Source organism: Streptomyces sp. NPDC059169 (assembly GCF_042755225.1).
Classification (GTDB): Bacteria; Actinomycetota; Actinomycetes; order Streptomycetales; family Streptomycetaceae; genus Streptomyces.
In genome coordinates, this window is sequence record NZ_JBHZCF010000017.1 from 40,700 (window position 1) to 64,498 (window position 23,799).

Consider the following 23,799-nt stretch of genomic DNA (forward strand, 5'->3'; position numbering starts at 1 on the left):
ACGCACACGGCCGGTCAGAGCACCGAACGGACCGCCCTCACCAGGGCCTGTGCGCGCGGATCGGCGGTGACGCCCTTGCGCATGCCGTTGGTGACGTAGCCGAGCGCCACACCGGATTCGGGGTCGGCGAAGCCCAACGACCCTCCGCGCCCCGGGTGGCCGAACGAGCCGGGGGCCAGCAGCGGCGACGCCGGACCGTGCAGCATGTAGCCGAGGCCGAAGCGGGTCCCGACGACCAGGACCCGGTCGGGGCCGTTGGACTCTTCGGTGCGGGCCACGGTGAGGGTGGCCGGGGCAAAGAGACGGTGACCGTCCACCTCGCCGACGGTCGCCGCGTAGAAGCGCGCCAGCGCCCGTGCCGTGGATATGCCGTTGGAGGCGGCGAGTTCGGCGGACCGGTAGAGCGGGGCGTTCTCGTCGGGCAACGGGTCGATGGCGCCGAACGCACGGCGGGTGAGGGAGTCGGGGTCCCGGTACGCCTCGGCCACGGACCGCTTGGGCCGCAGCTTCAGCCCGCCTCCGGTGGCCGCGGGGGGGTCCTCCACCGGACCCAGCCGGCCGACGCGGTGGGCTTCGTCGTCGGGGAGACCCACCCAGAAGTCGAGTCCCAGGGGGCGGGCGATCTCTTCGGCGATCCAACGGCCCAGGCTGCGTCCGGTCACCCGACGCACGAGCTCGCCGAGCAACCAGCTGTAGGTCTGTGCGTGGTAGCCGTGGTCCGTGCCCGGCTCCCAGGCGGGGGGCTGCGCCGCGACCGCGAGCGCTCCGGACCTGCCGTCCACGGCCTCCTCGACGCTGAGGGGACGGTCGAGTGCGGGGACTCCGGCGCGGTGCGACAACAGGTGGCGCACGAGCGCCCGCTCCTTGCCCGCGGCCTTGAACTCCGGCCAGTACGTCCCGACCGGCGCGTCCAGGTCGAGCTGGCCGCGCTGGTGGAGCAGCAGCGGCACGGCGGCGGCGACGCCCTTCGTGGCCGAGCGGACGGTCTGGGCCGTGTCCACGGCCCACGGGTCGGTGCCGTCCATGTCCTTGGTGCCCGCCCACAGGTCGACGACCTTGCGGCCGTCGCGGTAGACGGCGACGGCCGCTCCACGCTCGCCGCGCTGCTCGAAGTTGCGTACGAAGGCGTCCCGGACCGGCTCGAAGCCTTCCGCCACCGTGCCCTGGACGTCCACGTCCCACGCTCCCTGTTCCTCGGAGTTCTCCGGCGTTCTCCAGCGCTCCCGCGGGTCGCCGTCGCGCTGCCTCGACCGCCCGTCCTCCTCCATGGTGCAACGTGGTCGCGGCGGACCGGATTCCGGGTCGGGACGGGACGCTCGCGGGGCGCGGACGCGATCAACCCATCATGATCGAGACGTCGATGGTGCCGCGGGCGGCATGGGGATACGGGTCCACCGGGTGCGTGGCGTCCCGGCACCGGACGCCGTCCGGCCGGCGTTGGGGAATTCCGGCATTCGGGCATTCCTGGCACCGCCCGGCTGGAGTCCGGGGGTTCCGGGCCGCGGACGGGGGCTCACACCCGGCCGCTCCCCGTCGAGGCAGTGGCGGGGCCGTGCCGCAGTCCAGCCGCAGCGCCGAGGTCAGCTCCTTCACGGGGACCTGGCCGCGCTCCCCAGCACAGCATCGCCGGGCGCTACAGGCGGTGGAGCCGAAGGTGCGAGGCCACGTTCCGTCGAGGAGCGGCCGGCCGGTGGTGACCGCGCGCTGCGCCGCATACGGCGCGAACGACAACCGGTCCCCGAGCAGCAGCGTCACCCAGGGGCTCGGGGCGGGGCGTCCTCCCGTCGTTCACGCGCCCGTCGTCACGGCACGGGGGTCGAAGCCGTACGGCAGCTCCAGCCGGTGCGCACGCATCAGTTCGGCGTCACCGAGCAGATCCTGGGTCCGGCCGTCGGCCGCGATCACCCCCTCGCTGAGGACCACCGAGCGGGGGCACAGCTCCAACGCGTAGGGCAGATCGTGCGTCACCATCAGGACGGTCACGTCCAACGAACGTAGGATGTCGGCGAGTTCACGGCGCGAGGCGGGGTCGAGATTGGACGAGGGCTCGTCGAGCACGAGAATCTCCGGCTCCATCGCGAGCACGGTGGCGACGGCCACACGGCGGCGCTGGCCGAAGGACAGGTGGTGCGGGGGGCGTTCCAGGTACTCCTCCATGCCGACCCGTGCGAGCGCGCTGCGCACCCGCGCCTCGAGCTCCGCACCGCGCATTCCGGCCGCCGCCGGGCCGAACGCCACGTCCTCCCGCACGGTCGGCATGAAGAGCTGGTCGTCCGGGTCTTGGAAGACGATGCCGACCCGGCGGCGGATCTCGGCCATGTGCTGGGCGCCGACCGGGAGCCCGGCGACCGTGACCGTCCCGGCGCCGCCGGTGAGGATGCCGTTGAGGTGGAGGACGAGCGTCGTCTTGCCCGCGCCGTTGGGGCCGAGCAGGGCGACCCGTTCGCCGCGGGCGACCGTCAGGTCGACGCCGAACAGGGCCTGGTGGCCGTCGGGATAGGCGTACGCGAGGCCACGGACGTCGAGCGAGGGGGACGACGGTGCGGGGGCAGTCATAGGGTCCACCCAAGCAGACAGACGGCGAGTGCCGAGAACGGGAGTGCGGCGGCGTACGCCCACTGCGCGCGGGACGCGGCCACTTCGTCGATCACCGGCATCCTGCCCGCGTATCCGCGGCTGACCATGGCCAGGTGTACCCGCTCCCCGCGCTCGTAGGAGCGGATGAAGAGCGCACCCGCGGATTTGGCGAGGACGCCCCAGTGGCGGACGCCGCGCGCCTCGAAGCCGCGCGAACGCCGCGCGACGGACATCCGTCGCATCTCGTCCGTGATGACGTCTCCGTAGCGGATCATGAAGGAAGCGATCTGCACCATCAGCGGTGGCAGTTTGAGGCGTTGCAGACCGAGCAGCAAGGAGCGCAGCTCGGTCGTCGAGGCGAGCAGGACGGACGCGGCGACGCCCAGCGTCCCCTTGGCGAGGATGTTCCAGGCGCCCCAGAGCCCGGGGACGGAGAGGGAGATCCCGAGCAGTTCGATCCGCCCGCCCGGCACCACGAACGGCATGATCAGCGCGAACGCCACGAACGGGATCTCGATCAGCATGCGGCGCAGCAGAAAGCCCGCGGGGATGCGCGCCACCGCGGCGACGGCGGCCAGCAGCGCGGCGTAGAGGCCGAAGGCCCAGACCGCCTCCCTCGGGGTGGAGACCACCACGAGCACGAAGCAGAGCGTCGCGGCGATCTTGCAGTGCGGGGGCAGCGCGTGGACCGGCGACCTCTCGTCCCGGTAGAGCTTGTGGGAGTGACCCGCGCCCATGTCAGACGGTCTCCTCGGGGACGGCGGTCGGGGTCGCGGGCTCGTCGCGGCGGCGGCGCTTGACCGTCCAGAAGACACCGCTGCCCACCACGGCGGTGGCGCCGACGCCGATCACTCCGGCGAGGCCGCCGGAGAGCCGGACGTTCTGGACGTCCTTGACGCCGTAGTCGGCGAGCGGGGAGTCGGCTGCCGCGTGCTCCTCGACCCTTTGGTCGATGCCCTTGTCGGCGGCGACCTTCTCCAGCCCGTCGGGGCTGGCGGAGGCGTAGAAGGAAACGAATCCGGCCAGTACGAGCGAGGTGACCAGGCCCGCGATCCAGACCGGGCGGGACGAGACGGGAGCGGGCGCGGCGGCGGGGGCGGCGTCCACCAGCTCGCCGCCGACACGGAGCTTGAGCGGTGCGGACAGCCCGCGGGCCCCGTGGACCAGGTCCGGCCGCACGGCGATCACGGCGGTGACCGTCGCGGCGGTGATGACGGCCTCGCCGATGCCGATCAGGACGTGCACGCCGACCATCGCGCCGAGGACCGTGCGGACCGGGACGTCGGTGGTGCCGCCGACCGCGTAGATGAGGGTGAAGGCGACTGCTGCGGCCGGCACGGACACCAGCGCCGCGACGAAGGAGGCAACGGACACCGAGCGTCGGCGCCGGGGCAGGACCTTCACCAGGCCGCGGAAGACCGTGTAGGCGACGACGACCGTGACCACGCCCATGACGGTGATGTTCACGCCCAGCGCGGTGAGCCCGCCGTCCGCGAAGAGGACGCCCTGGAGCAGCAGGACGACGGCCATGCACAGGACGCCCGTATAGGGCCCGACGAGTATCGCCGCGAGCGCGCCGCCCAGGAGGTGCCCGCTGGTGCCGGCCGCGACCGGGAAGTTGAGCATCTGGACGGCGAAGATGAAGGCGGCGACGAGACCCGCGAGCGGGGCCGTGCGGTCTCCGCCGAGGCCACCGGCGTGGGTGTCGCCCCCGAGTTCCCGTCGCGCGCCCCGCAGGCTGACCGCCACCGCACCTGCGGCGACAACTCCGGCAGCTGCGGACACGGTCAGGTCGATGAATCCGTCGGGGACGTGCATGGCGGCTCCGCTTCCGGGGTCAGGCCCCGCTCGGGCCTCGGCTGGCAACCGTCCGATGATGCTCCTTGTTGCGAACAAGTTGCAAGAGCGCTCCTCTGCCAGGAGCGAGCCACCCGCTGGGGGCCACCGCCGAAAATATGCGACATTAGATAACAAACAGCACCAAATGTGAGGAGCTGGCCGATGTCCCCAGCAGTCGAAAGCCCCTCCGTCGAAGAGCACGCGAAGGCCCGGATCGTCAACGACGCCCCTCATTTCCGGTCCGTGCCGGTGGCCCTGCGCTACGAGCCCGACGAGGGCACCGGGACCGTCCGTTTCGTCTACCCGAGCGGCACCGTGTGGTCGTTCCCCCGTGAGCTGCTGGAGACGGGACTGCGCGTCCCCGCCCGCAGCGGCAGGATCACGGTCTGGCCGTGCGGACGGGCCCAGGTCGTGTTCGAGTGCCACGATCCTGACAGCGTCGCCGTGGTCCAGTTCGACGCCCGCGTCCTCGTCCGCTTCCTGCGCCGCACGTACACGGAAGCGGCCGCGCCCGCCACGAAGAGCTGACGGGCACGGCCACCGGTCCGCCAGGGGCTCCCCCGGCGGTGAGGCGCGGTCAAGCGCGCACGAGTTCGCGCTCCCCTTCCGCGTGGTCCGCGGCCAGGTCCTTCGCCTGCAACGCCTCCCCCTCGACGTCCACGCTCGGCAGCACCCGGTCCAGCCAGCGCGGCAGCCACCAGGCCCGCTTGCCCAGCAGCGCCAGCACCGCCGGCACGATCGCCATCCGCACCACGAAGGCGTCGAAGAAGACCGCGATCGCCAGACCGAAGCCGATCATCTTCACCATCTGCTCGCTGGAGCCGATGAAGCCGGAGAAGACCGCGATCATGATCACCGCGGCGGCGGTGACCACCCGGGCACCATGCCGGAAGCCGGTGACGATCGCCTGGCCCGACCCCTCACCGTGGACGAATGCCTCACGCATCCGCGTGACCAGGAAGACCTCGTAGTCCATGGCCAGCCCGAAGACCACGCCGACCATGAAGATCGGCATCATCGACATGATCGGGCCGGTCTGCTCGACGCCGAACAGGGAGCCGAGCCAGCCCCACTGGAAGACCGCGACGACCGCACCGAGGGCGGCGACCACCGACAGCAGGAAGCCGAGCGCCGCCTTGAGCGGGACGAGCACCGAACGGAAGACGACCATGAGCAGCAGGAAGGCGAGCCCGACGACGAGTGCCAGGTAGGGCACGAGGGCGTCGTTCATGCGCTGCGAGAAGTCGATGTTCATCGCCGTGGTGCCGGTGACGTAGACGTCGTCGCCGCTGGTGTCCCTGATGGTGTGGACGAGGTCCTCGGTCTCCGTGGAACTCGGCCGGTCCTTCGGGATCACGGTGATCATCGCCGTGTCGCCGGCCCGGTTCATCGTCGCGGGCATCACTGCCGCGACGTCGTCGAGCTTCCGGATGTCCTTGGTCGTACGGTCCGCCGCAGCCTTGCCGCCGTCGACGACGATGAGCAGGGGGCCGTTGAAGCCCGGGCCGAACCCGTCGGACAGGAGGTCGTACGCCTTGCGCTGGGTGGTGCTGGTGGGCTGGGAGCCGTCGTCCGGCAGGCCCATCTCCAGCGACGCGGCGGGGACGGCGACCGCACCGAGGCCGAGGACCCCGAGGAGCAGCACGACGACCGGCCGGCGCAGCACGAAGCCCGCCCAGCGGGTGCCCATGTTGGGCTTGTCGCCGTCGACGGCCTTGTCCTTGCGGACCTTGCGGCCGAGGACCTGCCTACCTGCGAAGCCGAGCAGCGCCGGTATCAGGGTGAGCGCGATGAGCACGGCGATCGCGACCGTCCCCGCCGCGGCGAAGCCCATCTTGCTGAGCATCGGGATGTTGACGACGGCGAGGCCGACGAGGGCGATGACGACGGTCAACCCGGCGAAGACCACGGCAGAGCCGGCGGTGCCGACGGCCCGCCCCGCCGCGTCCTCGCGCTCGCGCCCCTCGGCGAGTTCGGCACGGTAGCGGGAGACGATGAACAGGGCGTAGTCGATGCCGACCGCGAGACCGATCATCGTCGCCAGCGTGGCGGTGGTGGAGCCGAGGTCGAGGACGTTCGCGAGGGCGGTGATGGTGGAGACGCCGATGCCGACGCCGATGATGGCGGTGACCAGCGGCAGCCCTGCCGCCACCAGCGAACCGAAGGTGATCAGCAGCACGACGGCGGCGATGGCGACGCCGATGACCTCGGAGGCACCGGTTTCGGGCGCGGCCTGCAGCGCGTCGCCGCCGATCTCGACGGTGAGCCCGGAGCCCTCGGCCTTCTCGCCGGCGCCGGTCAATGCCTCGCGGTCCTCGTCGGTCAGCTCCATGCCGCTGACCTTGTACGAGACCTGGGTGTAGGCGACGGAGCCGTCCCGGCTGACGGCCTTTGCGGCGTACGGGTCGACGACCGAGGCGACCTGCTTCGAGCCGGACTTCAGCTCGGCGACGACCTTCTGCACCTCGGCCTTGTTCGCCGGGTCGGTCATCTTCTGACCAGCCGGCGCCTTGAACACGACGCGCGCGGTGGCGCCGTGGGCACTCGTGCCGGGGAAGCGCTCGTCCAGCAGGTCGAAGGCCTTCTGGGCCTCGGTCCCGGGGATGGAGAAGGAGTTGGAGGTGGCGGTGGACGCGGAGGACGCGGCGACACCGGCCAGCGCCAGCAGGGCCACCCACACGAGGGCGACGAATCGGCGGCGCCGGAAGGCGAACCGCCCGAGTTTGTACAGGAACGTAGCCACGAGTACGGACTCCCGGTCAGGTCGTTGGGACGATTTGGGGCAGGCAGGACCAGCCCGACGACGTGAGCGGTGCGCGTCAGGTGGGGGCTTCTCTGGGGTGGTACGGGGAGACGGTCGGCGGTACGGGGAGATCAGGCGCCGTGGGCGGGGAGACCCAGCGCGGGGAGCACGACGGCGTCCAGGTAGTCGCCCAGGAAGCCCTGGCTCAAGGGCTCGTCCTGGATCAGCGGGTGGGCCACGAACGCGCCGACCAGCATGTGCGACAGGAACTTCAGCGCGGGGTTGTCCGCGGCGATCTCACCGCGGGCGATCGCCCGCTGCAGCAGGGCGTCGAGACCGGTGATCTCCGGCTCGATGAACAGCTCGCGCAGCGCCTGCAGCAGATCGTCGTTCTCGTGGACCGCCCGGGCGAGGCCCCGCATCAGCGCGGTGTCCCGTTCCATCTGGCAGTCGTCGGAGAGCCTCACCATCTCGTGGAAGTCGCCGCGCAGGCTGCCGGTGTCGATCTGGGAGACGTCAACCGGCTTGCTGTGGCGCAGCGACATGGCGACCAGCTCCGGCTTGCTCCCCCACTGGCGGTAGAGGGTGGCTTTGCTGGAGCGGGTCCGTGCAGCCACGGCGTCCATGGTCAGGGCGTCGTAGCCGACCTCGCGCAGCAGGTCGAGCACCGCGTTGTACAGCTCGGCCTCGCGCTCCGGCGTGAGCCTGGTGCGTGCCATTGCCATACCGACCTCCCGAACGAAACGGTTTCGTACAGTACGAAGATACCCCCCGCTCCAGCGAAACGAAACCGTTTCGTACGTGGCTTGGGCCACAGTGTGGAGCCTCCGCTCCGAGGCGCCCCCTCCCACGAGTTGCCACGCCCTCCCGACCCGGAAAGCATTGGAAGGTGAGTGAAGACGTCGCGTACCTCCGATTTCCGCATCTGCACGACGACTTGCTGTGCTTCGCCTCCGAAGACGACCTGTGGATCGCGCCGCTCGTTCCCGAAGGCCACCAGCCGGGCCGCGCCTGGCGCCTGACCGTCGACCGGACCCGGGTCGGCCACCCCCGCTTCTCGCCCGACGGGCATCACATCGCGTACACGACCTGGCGCAGCCTCGATCCCGAGATCCACCTGGCGCCCGTGGACGGCGGTCCCGGTCGGCGGCTCAGCTACTGGGGATCGACCGACACCCGGGTCTGCGGCTGGGACCCGGACGGCAACATCCTCGCGGTCTCCTCGCACGGCCAGCCGTTCTCCTACTTCTCCTGGGCCTACAAGGTGGGCACGGAGGGAGACCCCGGCAAGCGCCTGCCCTGGGGGCCCGTCTCGGACATCGCGGTGGCCGACGCGGACGGGCAGCACCGCACGCTTCTGCTCACCGGGAAGCCACCGCACGAACCGGCCGGGTGGAAGCGGTACAGGGGCGGTGCGACGGGGCGGCTCTACCTGCACGGCGAACGGCTGCTGCCGGACATCGGCGGCCATCTGGACTGCTGCATGTTCGTGGGCGACCGCATCGCCTTCCTGTCCGACCACGAAGGCGTGGGCAACCTCTACTCCTGCCTTCCCGACGGCACCGACCTGCGCCGCCACACCGACCACGACGCGTTCTACGCCCGGCACGCGTCGAGCGACGGGCGCCGGGTCGTGTACCAGTGCGCCGGCGACCTGTGGATCGTCGAGGACCTGGCGCCGGGCGCTGAGCCGCGCAAGCTGCAGGTGAGGCTCGGCGGCCCGCGCGCCGGGCGGCGCCCCTACCAGGTTCCCGCCTCCAACCACGTCGCGGGACTCAGCGTCGACACGACGGGCCGTGCCAGCGCCGTCTCCGTACGCGGCAGCCTGTACTGGCTCACGCACCGCGACGGCCCTGCACGGACCATCGCGGACACGCCGGGGGTGCGGGTGCGGCTGCCGGAAATGCTCGGTGGCAGCGGGCAGGTCGCCTACGTCACGGACGCCGACGGCGACGACGCGGTCGAGGTCGCGTACCTGCCGCGGGCGACCGGCGAACGGGAGCCCCGGCGGCTCGCCTCCGGACGGCTCGGACGGGTCCTGGAGCTGAAGTCGGATCCGAGGGGCGAACGCCTCGCGATCGCCTCGCACGACGGAAGGCTGCTCCTGCTCGACGCGACCGAGGACTCCGACAACGACGTGACGGAAGTGGCCCGTTCCGACAACGGGCCGGTGCGCGACCTCGCCTTCTCCCCGCACGGGAACTGGCTGACCTGGTCGCACCCCGGCATCGGACGCTCACTGCGGCAGATCAAGATGGCCCGGATCACCGGTCCGGAGCCCCGCACGGTCATCGACGTCACCAACGGCCGCTTCGAGGACGAGAATCCCGTCTTCACCCGCGACGGCCGATATCTGGCCTTCCTCTCCTGGCGCGGCTTCGACCCGGTGTACGACGTGCACACCGGGGACCTCTCGTTCCCGCTGGGGTGCCGCCCCTATCTCGTACCGCTGACGTCGGCGATCCCCTCGCCGTTCGCACTGCTGCCGGACGGACGGCCGGCGGCCGGCGGTCTCGACCCCGACGAGACGGACCCCGGGGAAGGCACCGCCATGGTCGAGGTGGAAGGGCTGGAGAACCGCGTCACCCCGTTCCCCGTGGCGGCGTCCAAGTACTCCGCGCTGTACCCGGTCAGCGGCGGCGGCCTCGTCTGGCTGCGCTGGCCGATCTCGGGAGCCCTCGGGGAGACGTTCGCCAACCCCGCCGACCCGTCACCGCGGCCCACGCTGGAGCACTTCGACATCACCAAGGCCCGCAAGACCGAACTCGTCCAGCACCTCGACGGGTTCGCCGTCAGCGGCGACGGGACCCGGCTGGTGGTCGTGGACGAGGGCGAGCTGCGCGCGCTCCCCGCGACCGAATCGGGCGACAGCGACTCGACCGTCTACCTCGACCTGCGCCGGATCCTGCACGAGGTGGATCCCGCCGCCGAGTGGCGCGGGGCGTACGAGGAGGCGGGCCGCCTCATCCGCGCGTACTTCTGGGAGCCGGACATGTGCGGCATCGACTGGGACGCGGTGCTGCAGCAGTACCGCCCCCTGGTCGAACGGGTCGCCTCCCCCGACGAGTTCGCCGACCTGCTCCGGGAAGTGCTCGGCGAGCTCGGCACCTCCCATGCCTACGTCACACCCGCCCGACGCAACGAGGGGCCGCCGCACTACCAGCGCGCCATCGGCCTACTGGGCACCAACTTCGTTCACAGGGAGGAGGGTTGGGCCGTCCAACGGATCCTGCTGGGCGATTCCTCGGACTCCAAGGCCCGTTCGCCGCTCGCCGGTACCGGAATCCGCGACGGGTCCGTCCTCACCCACGTGGACGGCCGGCCGGTGGACCCGGTGGCCGGCCCGTACCCGCTGCTGTCGGCGGCGGGTGGCACGACGGTGGAGCTGACCTTCCTGCCGCCCGGTACGTCCGGGAACGACCCGGCCGGCCCTGCCGACGACGCGGGTGCGGCCGGAGGGCACGCCCGCCGGGTCGCGATCGTGCCCCTCGTGGACGAACGCCCGCTGCGGTACCAGGACTGGGTCGCCAAACGCCGAGCCGTCGTACGGGAGTTGAGCGGCGGCACGTGCGGCTACCTCCACATCCCGGACATGGGCGGATCCGGTTGGGCGCAGTTCAACCGCGACCTGCGGATGGAGATGTCCCGTCCCGCCCTGATCGTCGACGTCCGCGGCAACGCGGGCGGACACATCAGCGAGCTGGTGATCGAGCAGTTGACCCGCACGATCCTGGGCTGGGACCTGACCCGCAACGCCCAGGCGGTTTCGTACATGTCGAACGCCCCGCGCGGGCCGGTGGTGGCGCTCGCCGACGAAGCCACATCGTCCGACGGCGACATGATCACGGCCGCGTTCAAACTGCTTCAGCTCGGCCCGGTGGTGGGCCAGCGCACCTGGGGCGGCGTGGTCGGGATGACGGGACGGCACCGACTCGGCGACGGCACGGTGATCACCGTGCCGATGAACGCCGCCTGGTTCGAGGCCTACGGCTGGTCGATCGAGAACCACGGCGTCGAACCCGACATCTTCGCCGAGCGGCCGCCGCTCCACTGGGCCGAGGGCAAACGCACCGACCTGGAGGCCGCGGTCCAGGTCGCCCTCGACCGGCTCGACGAGCAGCCCCCGGCGACCTCTCCCTGCTACGACGACGTCCCGGACCTGCGGCGCCCGAAACTGCCACCCCGGACCTGAACACGACCGGCCCGCCGTCGAGGACCGGCCGAACACCGAAGGGCGCGCAGCCCGTGTGCGGAGTGCGCCCCTTCCCGCGGACCGCGGGTGTCCGGCACCGCGGCCCGGGTCACTGCGGGACGGACGGGTGGTCGTCCCGGTCCCGGGGCCGCCGGATCACCGGCCCCGGGGCCAAGCCCCGACCAGCCCGGCACGCAAGGACATCACCCACACTTCGATCAGAGGTGCCTGGCGCGCTCCTTCTCGTCGGCCGCGCCGCCCGCGCCGACCAGCCCCCTGGCCACCTTCCCGAGACGCGGTGCAACGCGCCGCATCTCCCGCTGTCCCGCGAGCGCGACGAGACCCGGCAGGGCTCCACGCAGCGGCTGCATCCCGCGCAGCCACCACTGGGCGTACACGTGCGCGGAGCGCCGTTCGATGCCCGCGACGATCCGGTCCACGGCGGGCCCGAGCGGGTACGTGCGGTTCCCCGGCCAGGGCAGCCGCTGCCTCAACTCCCTCATCACGTCGTCCTGGTCGGCGCCGCGGACCATGTCGGTGTCCGTCCAGGACAGATACCCGACGCCCACGGTGACGCCCCGGTAACCGACTTCGGCGCGCAGGCTGTGTGCGAATGCCTCCACGCCCGATTTGGAAGCGCAGTAGGCGGTCATCATCGGTGCGGGGGTGACCGCGGCCAGCGAGGCGATCTGCAGGAAGTAGCCCCGGCTCTCCATCAGGACGGGCAGGAACGCACGGCAGGTCACGGCACTGCCGATCAGGTTGACCTCGATCACGCGCCGCCAGGCGTCCGGGTCTGAGTCGGCGAACGGCCCGCCCGAGGCGACGCCCGCGTTGGCGACGACGATGTCGACCTTGCCGAAGCGTTCCTTGACCTCCCGCGCGACCTGCGCCATCGCCTCGTGGTCGGTCACGTCGGCGTGCCAGTGGTCGCAGTCGGCGTGCAACCTGTCGGCCACCCGCTTGAGCTCGTCGGGCTCGAGGCCGACGAGCGCGACCTTCGCGCCGCGCGCCGACAGCTTGCGGGCCAGCAGTTCCCCGACACCGCGTGCCGCTCCCGTGACCACGGCGACCTGTCCTTCGAGTCCGACCCTGCTCACGCCACACCCTCCTTCTGCTGTTCCTTCTCCGTCTTCAGGTATACGTCCGCCAGCCACCGGATCCGACCGGTGACCGCCTCAGGGGCCTCGACGGGGGTCATGTGCCCCGCGCCGGTCAGCTCCACGAGGTCCACGCAGTCGGGTAGCGCGGCGGCGAGCACACGTGCGTGCACGATCGGGGTGAGCCGGTCCGCGGTGCCCGAGAGCACCGCGGCGGGAACGGCCAGCTCCTTCACGCCGGAGTCGAGGTCCAGCGCGGCGAGCACGTGCGCCCAGGCCACCCTGGTCGCGCGCGGGCAGGCGTGCACGATGCGGGCGCACTCCGCGACCTTCTCCGGCGCCGAGCCCGGCCCCATCGTGGCGTAGCGGAGGATCTGCTTCGAGAGCGCCGTCACCGGTCCGAGCGGGGCCCGGGAGGCCAGGACGGCCCGGGTGATCCGGGTCCTTGCCCGCCCGGGCCGCACGGGCACCACCAGCGACCGGTCGATGAGCCGGGAGCTTCCGGTACTGCACAGCAGTACGGCCGCCGCGTGCTCCGTGAACGCCGGTCGCGCGGAGGCGGCCATGAGCGTCATCCCGCCCATGGAGTGCCCGGCGAGCACGGCCTTCCGGCCCGGCTCCAAGGCGGCGGTGAGCACCGCCTCCAGGTCGTCGGCGAGGGCGCGGGTGCTGTGACCGGCCTTCGCGGCTGCGGAGGTGCGCCCGTGGCCGCGCTGGTCGTACGCGATCACGCGGTGATCGGCGGCCAGATCGCGTATCTGGGCCGCCCAGAACTGGGTGGAGCAGGTCCAACCGTGGGCGAGGACCACGGCGGGCGCGTCCTTTGGACCGTGCAGTTCGACGTGGAGGCGCGTGCCGTCGGCGGAGACGGCGGTGAGCTCGTGCAGGGCTACGGGAGGTGCGACGGAGCGCCCGGAGCGCTTCATCAGGCGGCTCACGCGCCCACCTCCCGGGCGGTCCCCTGAGCGGGTGCCCCGCCGGTCGCGGCGGCGGTCCCGGCCGATGCCCCGGGAGTGGGCCCCGGTGGCTCTGCCGCGTTCTGCGCGGGCTGCTCCCTCGGCGCGGCCTTCGCCCGCCGCGTCGCGCCGGCTGTCTCCTCCGCAGCGGCCTCCGGCGGCAGCTCCGTGCCCCCGTCCGATGGCGTGTCCGTCGTCGTGGGCGTGGTGGTGCCGGCCCCCGCCGAGGTACCCGGTCCCGCCGTCGCTGCCGTCGCTGCCGCCCCGTTGCCGGCCGCAGGAGCCGCCCGAGGGCCGCGCGGCGGGCGGACCACCTCGTACTCGGCGAGGTCGACCGCGCGCGTCTCGCGCCGGAACTCGCCCGTCGTCCCCGGCCAGACGACCGTGTTGCGGCCGCTCGCGTCCAGGTACCAGCTGGTGCAGCCGCCGGTGTTCCAGACCGTGCGCCGCATGCGGTCCTGCACCCGCCTGTTCCAGGCCGCCACGGCCGAGGGCCGCGCGCCCAGCGCGACCCTGCCCCCGAGCACGTGCAACTGCCGCAGGTAGTCGGCCATGTAGTTCAGCTGGGACTCGATCATGAGGATCATCGAGCTGTTCCCGAGGCCGGTATTGGGGCCGATGATCGTCATCCAGTTGGGGAAGCCCGCGACCGTCGCCCCGCGCAGTCCCTCCATGCCGTCCTTCCACGCCTCGGCGAGCGTGGTGCCCTCCGCGCCCACCACCCGCTCGCCGATCGGCGAGTCGGTGACGTGGAACCCGGTGCCGAAGACGATGGCGTCTGCCTCGGTCTCGGTACCGTCGTCGGCGACGAGGGTCGAGCCGCGTACCTCTGCCAGCCCCGAGGCGATCACGTCCACGTTGGGCTCGACCAGTGCCGGGTAGTAGTCGCTGGACAGCAGGATCCGCTTGCAGCCGATGCGGTACGAGGGCGTCAGCTTGGCCCGCAGCGCCGGGTCCTTGACGGACTTCGCCATGTTGGCCTTCGCGAGGGACTCCACCAGCCCGAGCCGGCCCGGGCGTTTGGTGAAGGCGCTGACCTGCAGCTCCCTGATGCCCCAGAGCACCCCGCGCCGCACCGCCTGGGTGAACGGCAGGTGACGGTGCAGGCGGCGCTCGAGCGCGGTGATCCGACGGTCCGTACGGGGCATCACCCACGGCGGGGTCCGCTGGAACAGGGTCAGCCGACCGGCCTCGGGCTGGATCGCCGGCACGATCTGGATCGCGGACGCACCGGTCCCGATCATCGCGACCCGCTTGCCGCGCAGGTCGTACTCGTGGTCCCAGCGGGCGGAGTGGAAGACCTTGCCGGGGAATCCGGCGAGCCCGGGCACCTCGGGGACCTTCGGGTCGGAGAGCGGTCCTACCGCGGACACCACCACGTCGGCGGTGAGCGTGCCCTGGGAGGTCTCGATCCGCCAGTACAGCGACTCCGCGTCCCAGCGCATCATCCGTACCTCGTGCCGGAAGCGGACGTGCGGACGGATCCCGAAGGTGTCGGTGACGTGCTCCAAGTAGGCACGGATGTGTTCGTGGCCCGAGAAGGTGCGCGGCCAGTCGGGATTGGGGGCGAAGGAGAAGGAGTAGAGGTGGGACGGCACGTCACAGGCGCACCCGGGGTAGCTGTTGTCCCGCCAGGTCCCGCCGACCGAGTCGGCCCGTTCCAGGACGACGAAGTCGGTGATCCCCTCACGGCGCAGCCGGACCGCAGCGCCGAGGCCGCCGAACCCGGATCCGATCACCGCCACCCGCACGTGCTCGTGCTGCCGGCCCATGACGCCGCCTTTCGCAGACTCCTGCCGGGCGCCCCGTACCGGACGACCAGACATTGCCAGCAAACACTGGCACGGTTGGGAGGGTAGAGCCTCCACCAACCGAGCGATAGAGGTCCGACCCCACAAGTTACCGGCGGTACACCATAGGCTTGCGGACGTGACGGACGAACGCAGCAGGGGCCGCGAGTACCGCATGGAGGAACTGGCGAAGGAGGCCGGCATCACCGTGCGCACACTGCGCTTCTACCGCGAGCGCGGTCTGATCCCGCCACCGCGCCGGGAGGGTCGCATCGCCTGGTACGACGACCACCACCTCGCCCGGCTGCGCACCATCGCCGCCCTGCTGGAACGCGGGCACACCCTCAGCGGCATCGCCGACCTCGCGTCCGCCTTCGACAGCGGCCGGGACGTCGGCGAAGTGCTGGGGCTCGGCGAACCGTCGGAGGAGACCCCGGTCCGTCTGACCCCGGAGGCGCTCGCCGACTACTTCGAGGGCGAGGTCACCCCCGGGAACCTCACTGCCGCGCTCGAACTCGGCTACGTCGCCACCGACGGAGACGAGATCGTCCACATCAGCCGGAGACTGTTGGACGTGTCCGCCGTGCTGGTCAAGGAAGGCGTGCCGCTCTCGGCCGTACTGGCGGCGGGCCGGCAGGTGCGCGACCACGCGGAGGCACTGGCCGACCTGTTCGCCGATCTGCTGCACGCACACGCCGCAGGGGAGGACATCACCCGGCTGCGCCCCCTCGCCAAGAGCGTCGTGGACGCGGAACTGTCGATGGCGCTGGACCGACGGCTGAGGGGGACGGCGGCGGGACCCACGGCCTGACGGACGGGCTGCGCAGAACCCCTGCGGGACCCCACGACCCGATGTGCGCCGCCGCACCGCGTCGGCGTGACGGGCCGGCCCGTCACGGGCGGGTCCGGCCGGCGACGGGCCGGCCCGTCACACGGGTGCCGGTAGCCACCACCGGGCCTTGTAGACCCCGCCGTCGACCAGCCGGAAGAAGTGCCGACTGCCGTCGGGCCGGTGGACGGTCACCCTCTGCGTCCACCACGTCTCGGCCAGCCCCCTCTCGGGCGCGGTGGACACCACGCCCCCCGTCAGCGGATCGTTGCCGACCGCTTTGACGTTCGCGCGGCTGACCTCCCGGGCGCCCGCGAAGTCCTGCACGAACGCCCGCCGGGTCGTGGAGTACTGGAGCACGGCGGATCCGGTGGTCACCCAGAGCCGGTCGGGCCTGCCCGCGACCCGGAGCAGATCGTGCCCGTGCGGGCCGGGCAGCGGGACCTCGAAGCTGCTGGTGAGCGTGGGCCGCTCGGCCGTGCCGCCCGGCCGCAGGGCCACCAGGCGGTCCCGGCCGAGCGCCCACAGCACCTTGAGCCGCGGGTCCCACTGCAGACCGTGCGCTTCGGCCAGGGGGTACGACGCGTACGGCCCGTGCTCGTCGGCGTTGCCTCGCGCGCGACCGTGCCCCGGTGCGCTCCGCGCGGCCGCGTAGAGCCTGACCACGCCGCCCGTACTGGCCGCGACGGCCACGTCGCCGTCGGGGAGCAGCTCGATGCTGTGCGGATTGAGCTCGATGCCGCCGGGCGCGAGGGCGCCGCCCCAGTACCGTCCGCCCGAGGGGTACTCGACGACGGCCGCGAAACCGAACGAGGCCGTGATGAGCACGTAGGTGCGTCCGCGGCGGGTCCGCACCTTCGCCTCGTCCGGGTACACCCAGCTCCTCTCCGGGTCCAGGTCGGCGTACCGGGGGTCGCCGACCGGGGAGAAGGACCACTTCACGACGGACGGATCGGCGCCCGGATCCCAGGTGCCCCGCGATCCGTCCAGCAGCAGCAGCCGCTTGGACGCCTGGTCGGTGACGAGGACGTCCGGCGGGTCGGGGAGCTCCGTTGCCGCCGCAACGGCCGGCGCCGGGACGCCCCGGGCCGCCCCCGGCAGCGCGAGGGCGAGCACACCGAGGAGGGCGGCCGTGACGGCGCGCAGGCGGGAACGTCGCACGGCACCCGAGCCTGCCGGACGGCGTCCGCCCGATCACGCACCGACAGCCGCCACCGCCGCCCGCCGTGACGGTTCGTCACCCGACCGGCCCCGGGGTCAGAACTCGAAGACCGCCGTGACCGGCGCGTGGTCGCTCCACCGCTCGCCGTGGCTCGCGGCACGTTCCACGTACGCCTTCACGCACGTCCCGGCGAGCCGCGGCGTCGCGACGAGCAGGTCGATGCGCCACCCCGTGTCGTTGTCGAAGGCGCGTCCGCGGTACGACCACCAGCTGTAGGGGCCCTCCTGCTCCGGATGCATGGCCCGGACGACGTCGTGGTATCCGGCCTCGTCGTACACCCGGCCGAGCCACGCGCGCTCTTCGGGCAGGAAGCCGGAGCTTTTCTTGTTGCCCTTCCAGTTCTTCAGGTCGGCCTCCCGGTGGGCGATGTTCCAGTCGCCGCACACCAGGACGTCCCGCCCGTCAGCCGCTGCCCGCTCCTTCAGGCTCTTGAGGTACGGCAGGAACTCGTCCATGAACCGGACCTTCTCGTCCTGCCGCGGAGTACCGACCTCACCGGAGGGGAGGTAGAGGCTGGCGACCGTGACTCCGGGCAGGTCGACCTCGAGGTACCGCCCACTCCCGTCGAACTCCTCACTGCCGAATCCGGTGCGCACCGCGTCGGGTTCGCGCCGGGTGTAGACGGAGACGCCCGCGCGGCCTTTGGCGGCGGCAGGGACGTGGACCGCGTGCCAGCCATCGGGGACGCGCACGCCCTCCGGGAGCTGGTGCGCCTCGGCACGCACCTCCTGCAGGCACACCACGTCGGCGGGCGTCCCGGCGAGCCACTCGACGAAACCCTTCTTGGCGGCGGCGCGCAGACCGTTGACATTGACGGTGGTCACAGTGAGCATCCCGGCACAATAACCGAGGAGACAGAGGGTGCATACATGTACGCTTTCAGGCATGCGTATACAGTCGACGTCCTTCGACCATCCTGACGCGGTCGAACTCAACGACCAGGTACAGCTGGAGTACGCCGCCCGCTACGGCGGTGAGGGCGACGCCACACCACTGGCCCCCTCGATGTTCCTCCCGCCGCGGGGGCTGTACCTGCTCGCGTACGACAACGCGGGCCGGCCGCTGGCCACGGGCGGCTGGCGCAGTCAGGACGCGAATGACCTCGGCTACGAGGACGGCGATGCCGAGCTCAAGCGCATGTTCGTGATCTCCGAGGCCCGTGGTCGCGGCCTGGCCCGGCGCCTCCTGGCGGCACTGGAGGAGGACGCCCGCGCGGCCGGCCGCGCGCGCATGGTGCTGGAGACCGGCACCGCCCAGCCGGAGGCCATCGCGCTCTACACCTCCTGCGGCTACGAGCCGTGCGCCAAGTTCGGCCACTATCGCGACTCCGATGCCAGCCGCTGCTTCGCGAAGCCCCTTTGAGGCGCGGGCCGCGCTAAGGGGCGGCACAGAACAAGCCTGACGCGCCCCTGACAAATTGAGTCCTTCCGTGGCACTCTGCCTCAGGCACGCCGATCCGCACCGTTCTCATCCCCCACCCTGCCCGGCACCACCCATGCCGGGCACGGCAGAAGGAGACATGCGTGAGACGCCATCGCACTGCCGCAGGCATCCTCTTAGCCGTCGGAGCCCTGTTCGCGACCGGGCTTTCCGCCGCGACCGCGGCCGACGCGGCCACTCCCTCACCCGTCCCGACGCGCAGCGCCTCGGCCACCGAACAGCACCAGGCCCGCACCTTCTGGACCGCCGAGCGGATGCGCAGCGCCACCCCCCTCGACCTGGCCCTCACCCCGCACGCCGCCACGAGCCTCAAGGCCCCTCGACCGGAAGGCGCGACGACGACCGTGTCCCCCACCGCCTTCCCGCAGGCGGGCGGCCCCTGGACCGGCGGCGGCGCCGTCGTGAAGACCTCGGGCCGGGTGTTCTTCACCTTCCAGGGCAGGACCGCCTCCTGCAGCGGCAACGCAGTCACCAGCCAGAACTCCAGCACCATCCTCACCGCGGGGCACTGCGTCAAGTACCAGGGCAGCTGGCACACCAACTGGGTCTTCGTGCCCGCGTACGACAACGGCCAGGCACCGTACGGCCAGTGGACCGCGACCAAGACGCTCACCACCCCGCAGTGGGAGGCGACCGAGGACATCAACTACGACATCGGTGCGGCGGTCGTCGCCCCGCTGAACGGCCAGAAACTCACCGCGGTCACCGGCGCGCAGGGCGTGCAGTTCAACGGCGGCTACAACCAGAAGATGTACGCCTTCGGCTTCCCGGCCGCGTCCCCCTACGACGGTACGAAGTTGATCTACTGCAGCGGCAACAGCTCCAAGGACTGGCTGTTCACCCAGGACCACGGCATCGCCTGCAACATGACGGGTGGTTCGAGCGGCGGTCCCTGGTTCGCCGGCTTCGACGAGGCCACCGGAACCGGCCTCCAGGCTTCGGTGAACAGCTTCGGCTACATCTTCATCCCGAACCGGATGTTCGGCCCGTACTTCGGCAACGACGCGAAGGCGCTGTACGACAAGGCCCAGGCGTCCTGACGCACGGCCACGGGCCCTGACGTCATGACGGGAGGCCGGCGGAACGGCACGCCCCCGCCGGTCTCCCCGGCACGAACGCACCCCCCCGCGGGCATCGCGGGCCGGCGGGCCCGGAGCGGCCACCGGCCCGTGCCGCGCTCACACGGAGAGTGGCACCGGGTGTATCTCGTCCGCGGGGTGCCCGGTCCGCTCGTGGATCCGCTGGACCGCCTCGGCGGACGGCCCCTCGGAGAGGCAGTACACCGTCCCGGACTGCGGATCCGCCCAGGCCCGCGCGAAATGGACTCCCTCTTCCTTTTCGATGGCGAGGTCCGCTCGATGGGCCTCCTGCAGCTGCTCGGACGTGATGCCCTTCATCCCTCGATGGACGTCCATGTACATGCCCATGCCTCTCACACCTCCTGACCTTCGTTCCTGTGCCGTCCCCTCCATGCTCCCCCCGCCACGCTCCGACGGCACCACGCCGACGGCGCTACCCGCCCGCCCCCACCACCACGGTGCGGGCGATGTCCAGCGTGAGCCGCTGCCAGGGGTCCCGCGGATCCCGGCCGGTGAGCACGTGGATGCGGCGGATGCGGTAGCGCAGGGACTGGGGGTGCAGGTGCAGTACGCGGGCCGCGGCACTCGCCGATCCGGTGTCGACGTACGCCGTGAGCGCCTCCAGCAGATGCCGCTGGGCAGGGTCGGTGAGCGGACCGAGGACGAGCCGGCCGATCCGGTCGGGCGGCGCGGCGGGATGCCCGGCCAACAGCGCGAGGACATGGGCGTCCGCCTCGGTCAGGACCCGCGACGGGTGGTGGGCGTGCGCCGGCGCGGTGTCCAGCGCGTCCGCGGCGAGGCGATGCGCGACCGCGATGCGGTCCAAGCTCTCGCCGCAGACCGCACACCCGCGCCAGCCCCGCTCCCGCAGTGCTTCCGGCGCCGCAGCCGCAGCCGCCACCGGCAGCAACAGCACTGCGCGCGAACCGCGGGTCGTCGCGATCCGCGTCGCCCCGCCCCCGTACCCGGCGAACGAGGCGAGCAGCCCCACCGCCGCGCCCTGGGTGATGTGCGGGCGCCCCGCAGGCTCGGCGGACTCGGCCACCAGCAGGCAGTAGGGGTCGGGGAGTTGGACCCCCAACCGGGCCGCCCGATCGGTCAGTGCCCCGACGGAGGCGTGCCGCCCCGCGATCAGGTCGTCGAGCAGCAGCCGCTGCGCCTGCTCGCGGTCACCCGTCAGGTACTGGCTCGCGGCGGCGTACTCGGTCGCCATCACCTCGGACAGGGTGTCGAGCACGGCCAGCAGGAGCCGGGTGAGTGCGAAGGCGTCCTCGGCGGCGAGCCGGGGCGCGTACGCCGCGACCTCTTCCGCGATCACGGCCGCCGCGACCCGGTAGGCGCGCAGCACGGCCTGCACCGGGCGGCCGTCCGCCGCGCGGGCCGCAGCAATACCCCGGAACCGTCGCAGATCGGCCGGCTCCAGCGCACCGTCGGAGCACCACAGGTGCAGCAGCCGGTCCAGCGCCCAGGCGGCGATGGCCCGCACCTCCGGCAACCTGCTGCCGTCCAGGGCCGCGTACGCGGGCACCTGCCGGTGGACGGCGTCGACGACCGCCTCGACGACCCGTGGATCGGCGGCCAGCCCCTTCACGACCCGCTCCCGCTCACTTATCACCTGTTGATAATCGCAGCGGCTCGATGTGCGCACCACCGTGGACGCACCTTGTCACTGTCGCAAAGGATCGGCCCGTACAGCGCAGTCTCAGCGACGAGAGGCGGAACCCACGGATGGCGACGCACTGGGCGGACTTCCAGTACGAGGTCTACCTCCACGGCATGACGGGAGCCGTGCCCCGGCTGCCCACCGACCTGACCCGGCTGGAGGCCCTGGCCGAGCACCGGCTCGGTCCCGGGCCGTTCGGCTACGTGGCGGGGAGCGCAGGCAGCGGCAGTACCGCGCGGGCCAACCGCGAGGCGCTCGACCGCTGGCGCATCGTGCCGCGCGTGCTCCGTGACGTGCAGGAGCGTGATCTGTCGGTGGAGGTGCTGGGGCGTCCGCTGCCGGCGCCGCTGGCCCTCGCACCCGTCGGAGTGCTGTCGATCATGCATCCGGAAGCGGAGTGCGCCGCGGCACGTGCGGCGGCGGCCCGCAAGGTGCCGTACATCCTGTCCTCGGCCTCCAGCACGCCGCTGGAGCAGGTCGCCGAGGCGATGGGCGACGGCGAGCGGTGGTTCCAGCTGTACTGGGCCAAGGACGGCGAGGTGACGGCGAGCTTCCTGGCCCGGGCGAAGGCGGCCGGATTCACGGCACTGTTCGTCACCCTCGACACCCCGCTGCTGGCCTGGCGGCCCCGCGACCTCGACCAGGCCTACCTGCCGTTCCTGCACGGCGTGGGCACCGCGAACTACTTCAGCGACCCCGCCTTCCTGGCGGGCCTCGCCAAGCCGGTGCACGAGGACCCGAACGCCGCCGTGATGCACTTCGTCGGGATGTTCGCCGACCCGGCCAAGACCTGGCCGGACCTGGCATTCCTGCGCGAGCACTGGGACGGGCCCATCGTCCTCAAGGGCATCCTGCACCCGGACGACGCGCGCCGCGCCGCCGACACCGGCATGGACGGCGTCGCCGTCTCCAACCACGGCGGCCGCCAGGTGGCGGGTTCCGTCGCCGCGGCGGACGCGCTGCCCCGGGTCGTCGAGGCCGTCGGCGACCGGCTCACCGTGCTCTTCGACAGCGGCGTCCGCACCGGGGACGACGTGTTCAAGGCCCTCGCGCTCGGCGCCCGCGCCGTGCTGCTGGGCCGCCCGTACGCCTACGGACTCGGACTCGACGGCCAGGCCGGTGTCGACCACGTCATCCGCTGCCTGCTCGCCGAGTTCGACCTCACCCTGGCTCTGTCCGGCCACGCGCGACCGGACTCGCCGACCGCCGACGACCTCATCAAGGAAGCCGCATGACCTCCCCGAACTCCACCCCCTCCGCGACCGTCTCGACCTCGGCCGCCACCTCCAAGAGCATCCTCGCCGTCATCTCCCCGCATGTGGGGGGCCGTACGGCCGGAGCCGCCCTGGTGGGTCTCTTCCCCGACTTCCGGGTCACCGTCGTCGAGACGACCGACGAGGACCCGGTAGCGCTGCGCGAGGCCCACGTCATCATCACCGGCCTCGCGCCGGTGACCGCGGAGCACATGGCCGCTGCCCCCGACCTCGAACTCGTGCAGTGCGCCAGCCACGGCTACGACTACGTCGACACCGACGCCGCCCGTGCCCGTGCCGTCCCCGTCTGCAACATCGGCTCCAGCGGCGCCGAGAAGCAGAACGTGGCCGAACAGACCTTCGCCCTCATGCTCGCCCTCGCCAAGCAGCTGGTACCCGCGCACACAGCCCTCGTCGCCGCGGACTGGGCACTGCCCCGGCTCCAGCAGTCGATCACCGAACTCTCCGGAAAGACCCTCGGCATCGTCGGTCTCGGCCACATCGGCGAGGAGGTGGCCCGGCGTGCCGTCGCCTTCGACATGCGCGTCATCTACGCGGGCCCGCGTCCCGTGGCCGCGGAGACCGAAACACGGCTCGGCGGAGCCTGCTTCGTCACCCTCGACGAACTCCTGCGCACCTCGGACTACATCAGCCTGCACGCCCCGCTCACCGAGCAGACCCACCATCTCCTCGACGCCGAACGCCTGTCCCTGCTCAAGCCGACGGCGTTCGTCATCAACACCGCCCGCGGAGCCCTCATCGATCAGGACGCCCTCGCGGACGCGCTGGCCGCGGGCGCCCTCGCGGGCGCGGGCATCGACGTCTTCGACCCGGAACCCCCAACGGCTGCCCTCCGCCTGTTGAAGTCCCCGAACGTCGTGCTGTCCCCGCACGTGGCAGGCGTCACCCGGGAGACGCTGGTGCGCATCGCCCTGGCGGCCGTCCAGAACGCCACCGACCACCTGGACGGCAAACCCCTGCGGGACGTCGTGGCCTAGTCGGCGCGAGACCTCGCCCCGGTCGAGACTCCGTTGCCGGGACGCCGCGTCCGCCCGGCCGTGCCCCGGTTCACCAGGCACGGCACCGCGGAGTCCCTGCCGGACCCCCGGCAGGGAC

20 protein-coding genes are annotated in these 23,799 nt (G+C 72.0%); 7 read left to right on the top strand and 13 right to left on the bottom strand.

All coding sequences use genetic code 11. The features are described from left to right. Positions 1-14: 14 nt before the first annotated feature. The 4 genes from ACFXOM_RS27490 to ACFXOM_RS27505 form a co-directional block, all read right to left on the bottom strand. Entirely contained in the window at positions 15-1,175 is a 1,161-nt protein-coding gene (locus ACFXOM_RS27490; RefSeq protein ID WP_385039855.1) for a serine hydrolase domain-containing protein, read from the bottom strand. 613 nt (positions 1,176-1,788) lie between these two features. Continuing rightward, the gene (locus ACFXOM_RS27495; RefSeq protein ID WP_384938976.1) at positions 1,789-2,556 is read right to left on the bottom strand and encodes an energy-coupling factor ABC transporter ATP-binding protein; all 768 of its coding nucleotides are present in this window, start codon (positions 2,554-2,556) and stop codon (positions 1,789-1,791) included. Then, positions 2,553-3,314, bottom strand: coding sequence for a cobalt ECF transporter T component CbiQ (cbiQ, locus tag ACFXOM_RS27500; RefSeq protein ID WP_384938974.1), 762 nt, complete (start codon positions 3,312-3,314; stop codon positions 2,553-2,555). Before cbiQ ends, ACFXOM_RS27495 begins: the two co-directional genes overlap by 4 nt. A 1-nt stretch (position 3,315) precedes the next feature. Next, positions 3,316-4,395 carry an energy-coupling factor ABC transporter permease gene (locus tag ACFXOM_RS27505; RefSeq protein ID WP_384938972.1) on the bottom strand — a complete coding sequence of 360 codons (1,080 nt, stop codon included), beginning with the start codon at positions 4,393-4,395 and terminating at the stop codon, positions 3,316-3,318. 183 nt (positions 4,396-4,578) lie between these two features. Between ACFXOM_RS27505 and ACFXOM_RS27510 the strand changes: the two genes are divergently transcribed. Then, positions 4,579-4,944: an SsgA family sporulation/cell division regulator gene (locus tag ACFXOM_RS27510; protein ID WP_384948310.1), complete on the top strand. Its 366-nt coding sequence runs from the start codon at positions 4,579-4,581 to the stop codon at positions 4,942-4,944. A 49-nt stretch (positions 4,945-4,993) separates the two neighbouring features. Here the strand turns inward: ACFXOM_RS27510 and ACFXOM_RS27515 are convergent, their stop codons facing one another. Both ACFXOM_RS27515 and ACFXOM_RS27520 read right to left on the bottom strand, forming a co-directional pair. Further along, complete coding sequence (locus ACFXOM_RS27515; RefSeq protein WP_385039733.1) at positions 4,994-7,159, bottom strand: MMPL family transporter; 2,166 nt, start codon at positions 7,157-7,159, stop codon at positions 4,994-4,996. Positions 7,160-7,290: 131 nt separating this feature from the next. Then, entirely contained in the window at positions 7,291-7,878 is a 588-nt protein-coding gene (locus ACFXOM_RS27520) for a TetR/AcrR family transcriptional regulator (RefSeq protein ID WP_384939072.1), read from the bottom strand. Positions 7,879-8,048: 170 nt separating this feature from the next. Between ACFXOM_RS27520 and ACFXOM_RS27525 the strand changes: the two genes are divergently transcribed. Beyond that, positions 8,049-11,351 (top strand): S41 family peptidase, encoded by a 3,303-nt coding sequence (locus tag ACFXOM_RS27525; RefSeq protein WP_384938966.1) that lies wholly within the window; start codon positions 8,049-8,051, stop codon positions 11,349-11,351. A gap of 218 nt (positions 11,352-11,569) precedes the next feature. On the opposite strand, the gene ACFXOM_RS27530 is transcribed toward ACFXOM_RS27525, so the two are convergent. Genes ACFXOM_RS27530 through ACFXOM_RS27540 form a run of 3 tightly spaced genes read right to left on the bottom strand, consistent with a single transcriptional unit; the run spans position 11,570 to position 15,179 of the window. Continuing rightward, complete coding sequence (locus ACFXOM_RS27530) at positions 11,570-12,451, bottom strand: SDR family oxidoreductase (RefSeq protein WP_384948315.1); 882 nt, start codon at positions 12,449-12,451, stop codon at positions 11,570-11,572. Beyond that, positions 12,448-13,389: an alpha/beta fold hydrolase gene (locus ACFXOM_RS27535; protein ID WP_384948317.1), complete on the bottom strand. Its 942-nt coding sequence runs from the start codon at positions 13,387-13,389 to the stop codon at positions 12,448-12,450. The genes ACFXOM_RS27530 and ACFXOM_RS27535 overlap by 4 nt, the downstream gene beginning before the upstream one ends. Further along, positions 13,386-15,179, bottom strand: coding sequence for a flavin-containing monooxygenase (locus ACFXOM_RS27540; protein ID WP_384938962.1), 1,794 nt, complete (start codon positions 15,177-15,179; stop codon positions 13,386-13,388). The genes ACFXOM_RS27535 and ACFXOM_RS27540 overlap by 4 nt, the downstream gene beginning before the upstream one ends. 193 nt (positions 15,180-15,372) lie before the next feature. Between ACFXOM_RS27540 and ACFXOM_RS27545 the strand changes: the two genes are divergently transcribed. Beyond that, positions 15,373-16,008 (top strand): MerR family transcriptional regulator, encoded by a 636-nt coding sequence (locus tag ACFXOM_RS27545; protein ID WP_384939068.1) that lies wholly within the window; start codon positions 15,373-15,375, stop codon positions 16,006-16,008. Positions 16,009-16,125: 117 nt separating this feature from the next. Here the strand turns inward: ACFXOM_RS27545 and ACFXOM_RS27550 are convergent, their stop codons facing one another. Then, entirely contained in the window at positions 16,126-17,187 is a 1,062-nt protein-coding gene (locus ACFXOM_RS27550) for a DUF6528 family protein (RefSeq protein ID WP_385039736.1), read from the bottom strand. 96 nt (positions 17,188-17,283) lie between these two features. After that, positions 17,284-18,081: an exodeoxyribonuclease III gene (locus ACFXOM_RS27555; RefSeq protein ID WP_384938959.1), complete on the bottom strand. Its 798-nt coding sequence runs from the start codon at positions 18,079-18,081 to the stop codon at positions 17,284-17,286. Between the two features lie 52 nt (positions 18,082-18,133). On the opposite strand from ACFXOM_RS27555, the gene ACFXOM_RS27560 reads away from it, so the two are divergent. Together ACFXOM_RS27560 and ACFXOM_RS27565 are read left to right on the top strand one after the other, a co-directional pair. Continuing rightward, on the top strand, positions 18,134-18,610 hold the full coding sequence (locus ACFXOM_RS27560) for a GNAT family N-acetyltransferase (RefSeq protein ID WP_385039738.1): 477 nt from the start codon (positions 18,134-18,136) through the stop codon (positions 18,608-18,610). Positions 18,611-18,771: 161 nt separating this feature from the next. Next, entirely contained in the window at positions 18,772-19,728 is a 957-nt protein-coding gene (locus ACFXOM_RS27565) for a trypsin-like serine peptidase (protein ID WP_384938955.1), read from the top strand. 138 nt (positions 19,729-19,866) lie between these two features. Here the strand turns inward: ACFXOM_RS27565 and ACFXOM_RS27570 are convergent, their stop codons facing one another. Continuing rightward, complete coding sequence (locus ACFXOM_RS27570) at positions 19,867-20,115, bottom strand: SCO4226 family nickel-binding protein (RefSeq protein ID WP_384938953.1); 249 nt, start codon at positions 20,113-20,115, stop codon at positions 19,867-19,869. Positions 20,116-20,200: 85 nt separating this feature from the next. Beyond that, the gene (locus tag ACFXOM_RS27575; protein ID WP_385039741.1) at positions 20,201-21,382 is read right to left on the bottom strand and encodes a PucR family transcriptional regulator; all 1,182 of its coding nucleotides are present in this window, start codon (positions 21,380-21,382) and stop codon (positions 20,201-20,203) included. 113 nt (positions 21,383-21,495) lie between these two features. Between ACFXOM_RS27575 and ACFXOM_RS27580 the strand changes: the two genes are divergently transcribed. Then, on the top strand, positions 21,496-22,665 hold the full coding sequence (locus ACFXOM_RS27580) for a lactate 2-monooxygenase (RefSeq protein WP_385039744.1): 1,170 nt from the start codon (positions 21,496-21,498) through the stop codon (positions 22,663-22,665). After that, positions 22,662-23,681 (top strand): 2-hydroxyacid dehydrogenase, encoded by a 1,020-nt coding sequence (locus tag ACFXOM_RS27585; protein ID WP_384938947.1) that lies wholly within the window; start codon positions 22,662-22,664, stop codon positions 23,679-23,681. Before ACFXOM_RS27580 ends, ACFXOM_RS27585 begins: the two co-directional genes overlap by 4 nt. The last annotated feature ends 118 nt before the right edge of the window (positions 23,682-23,799 follow it).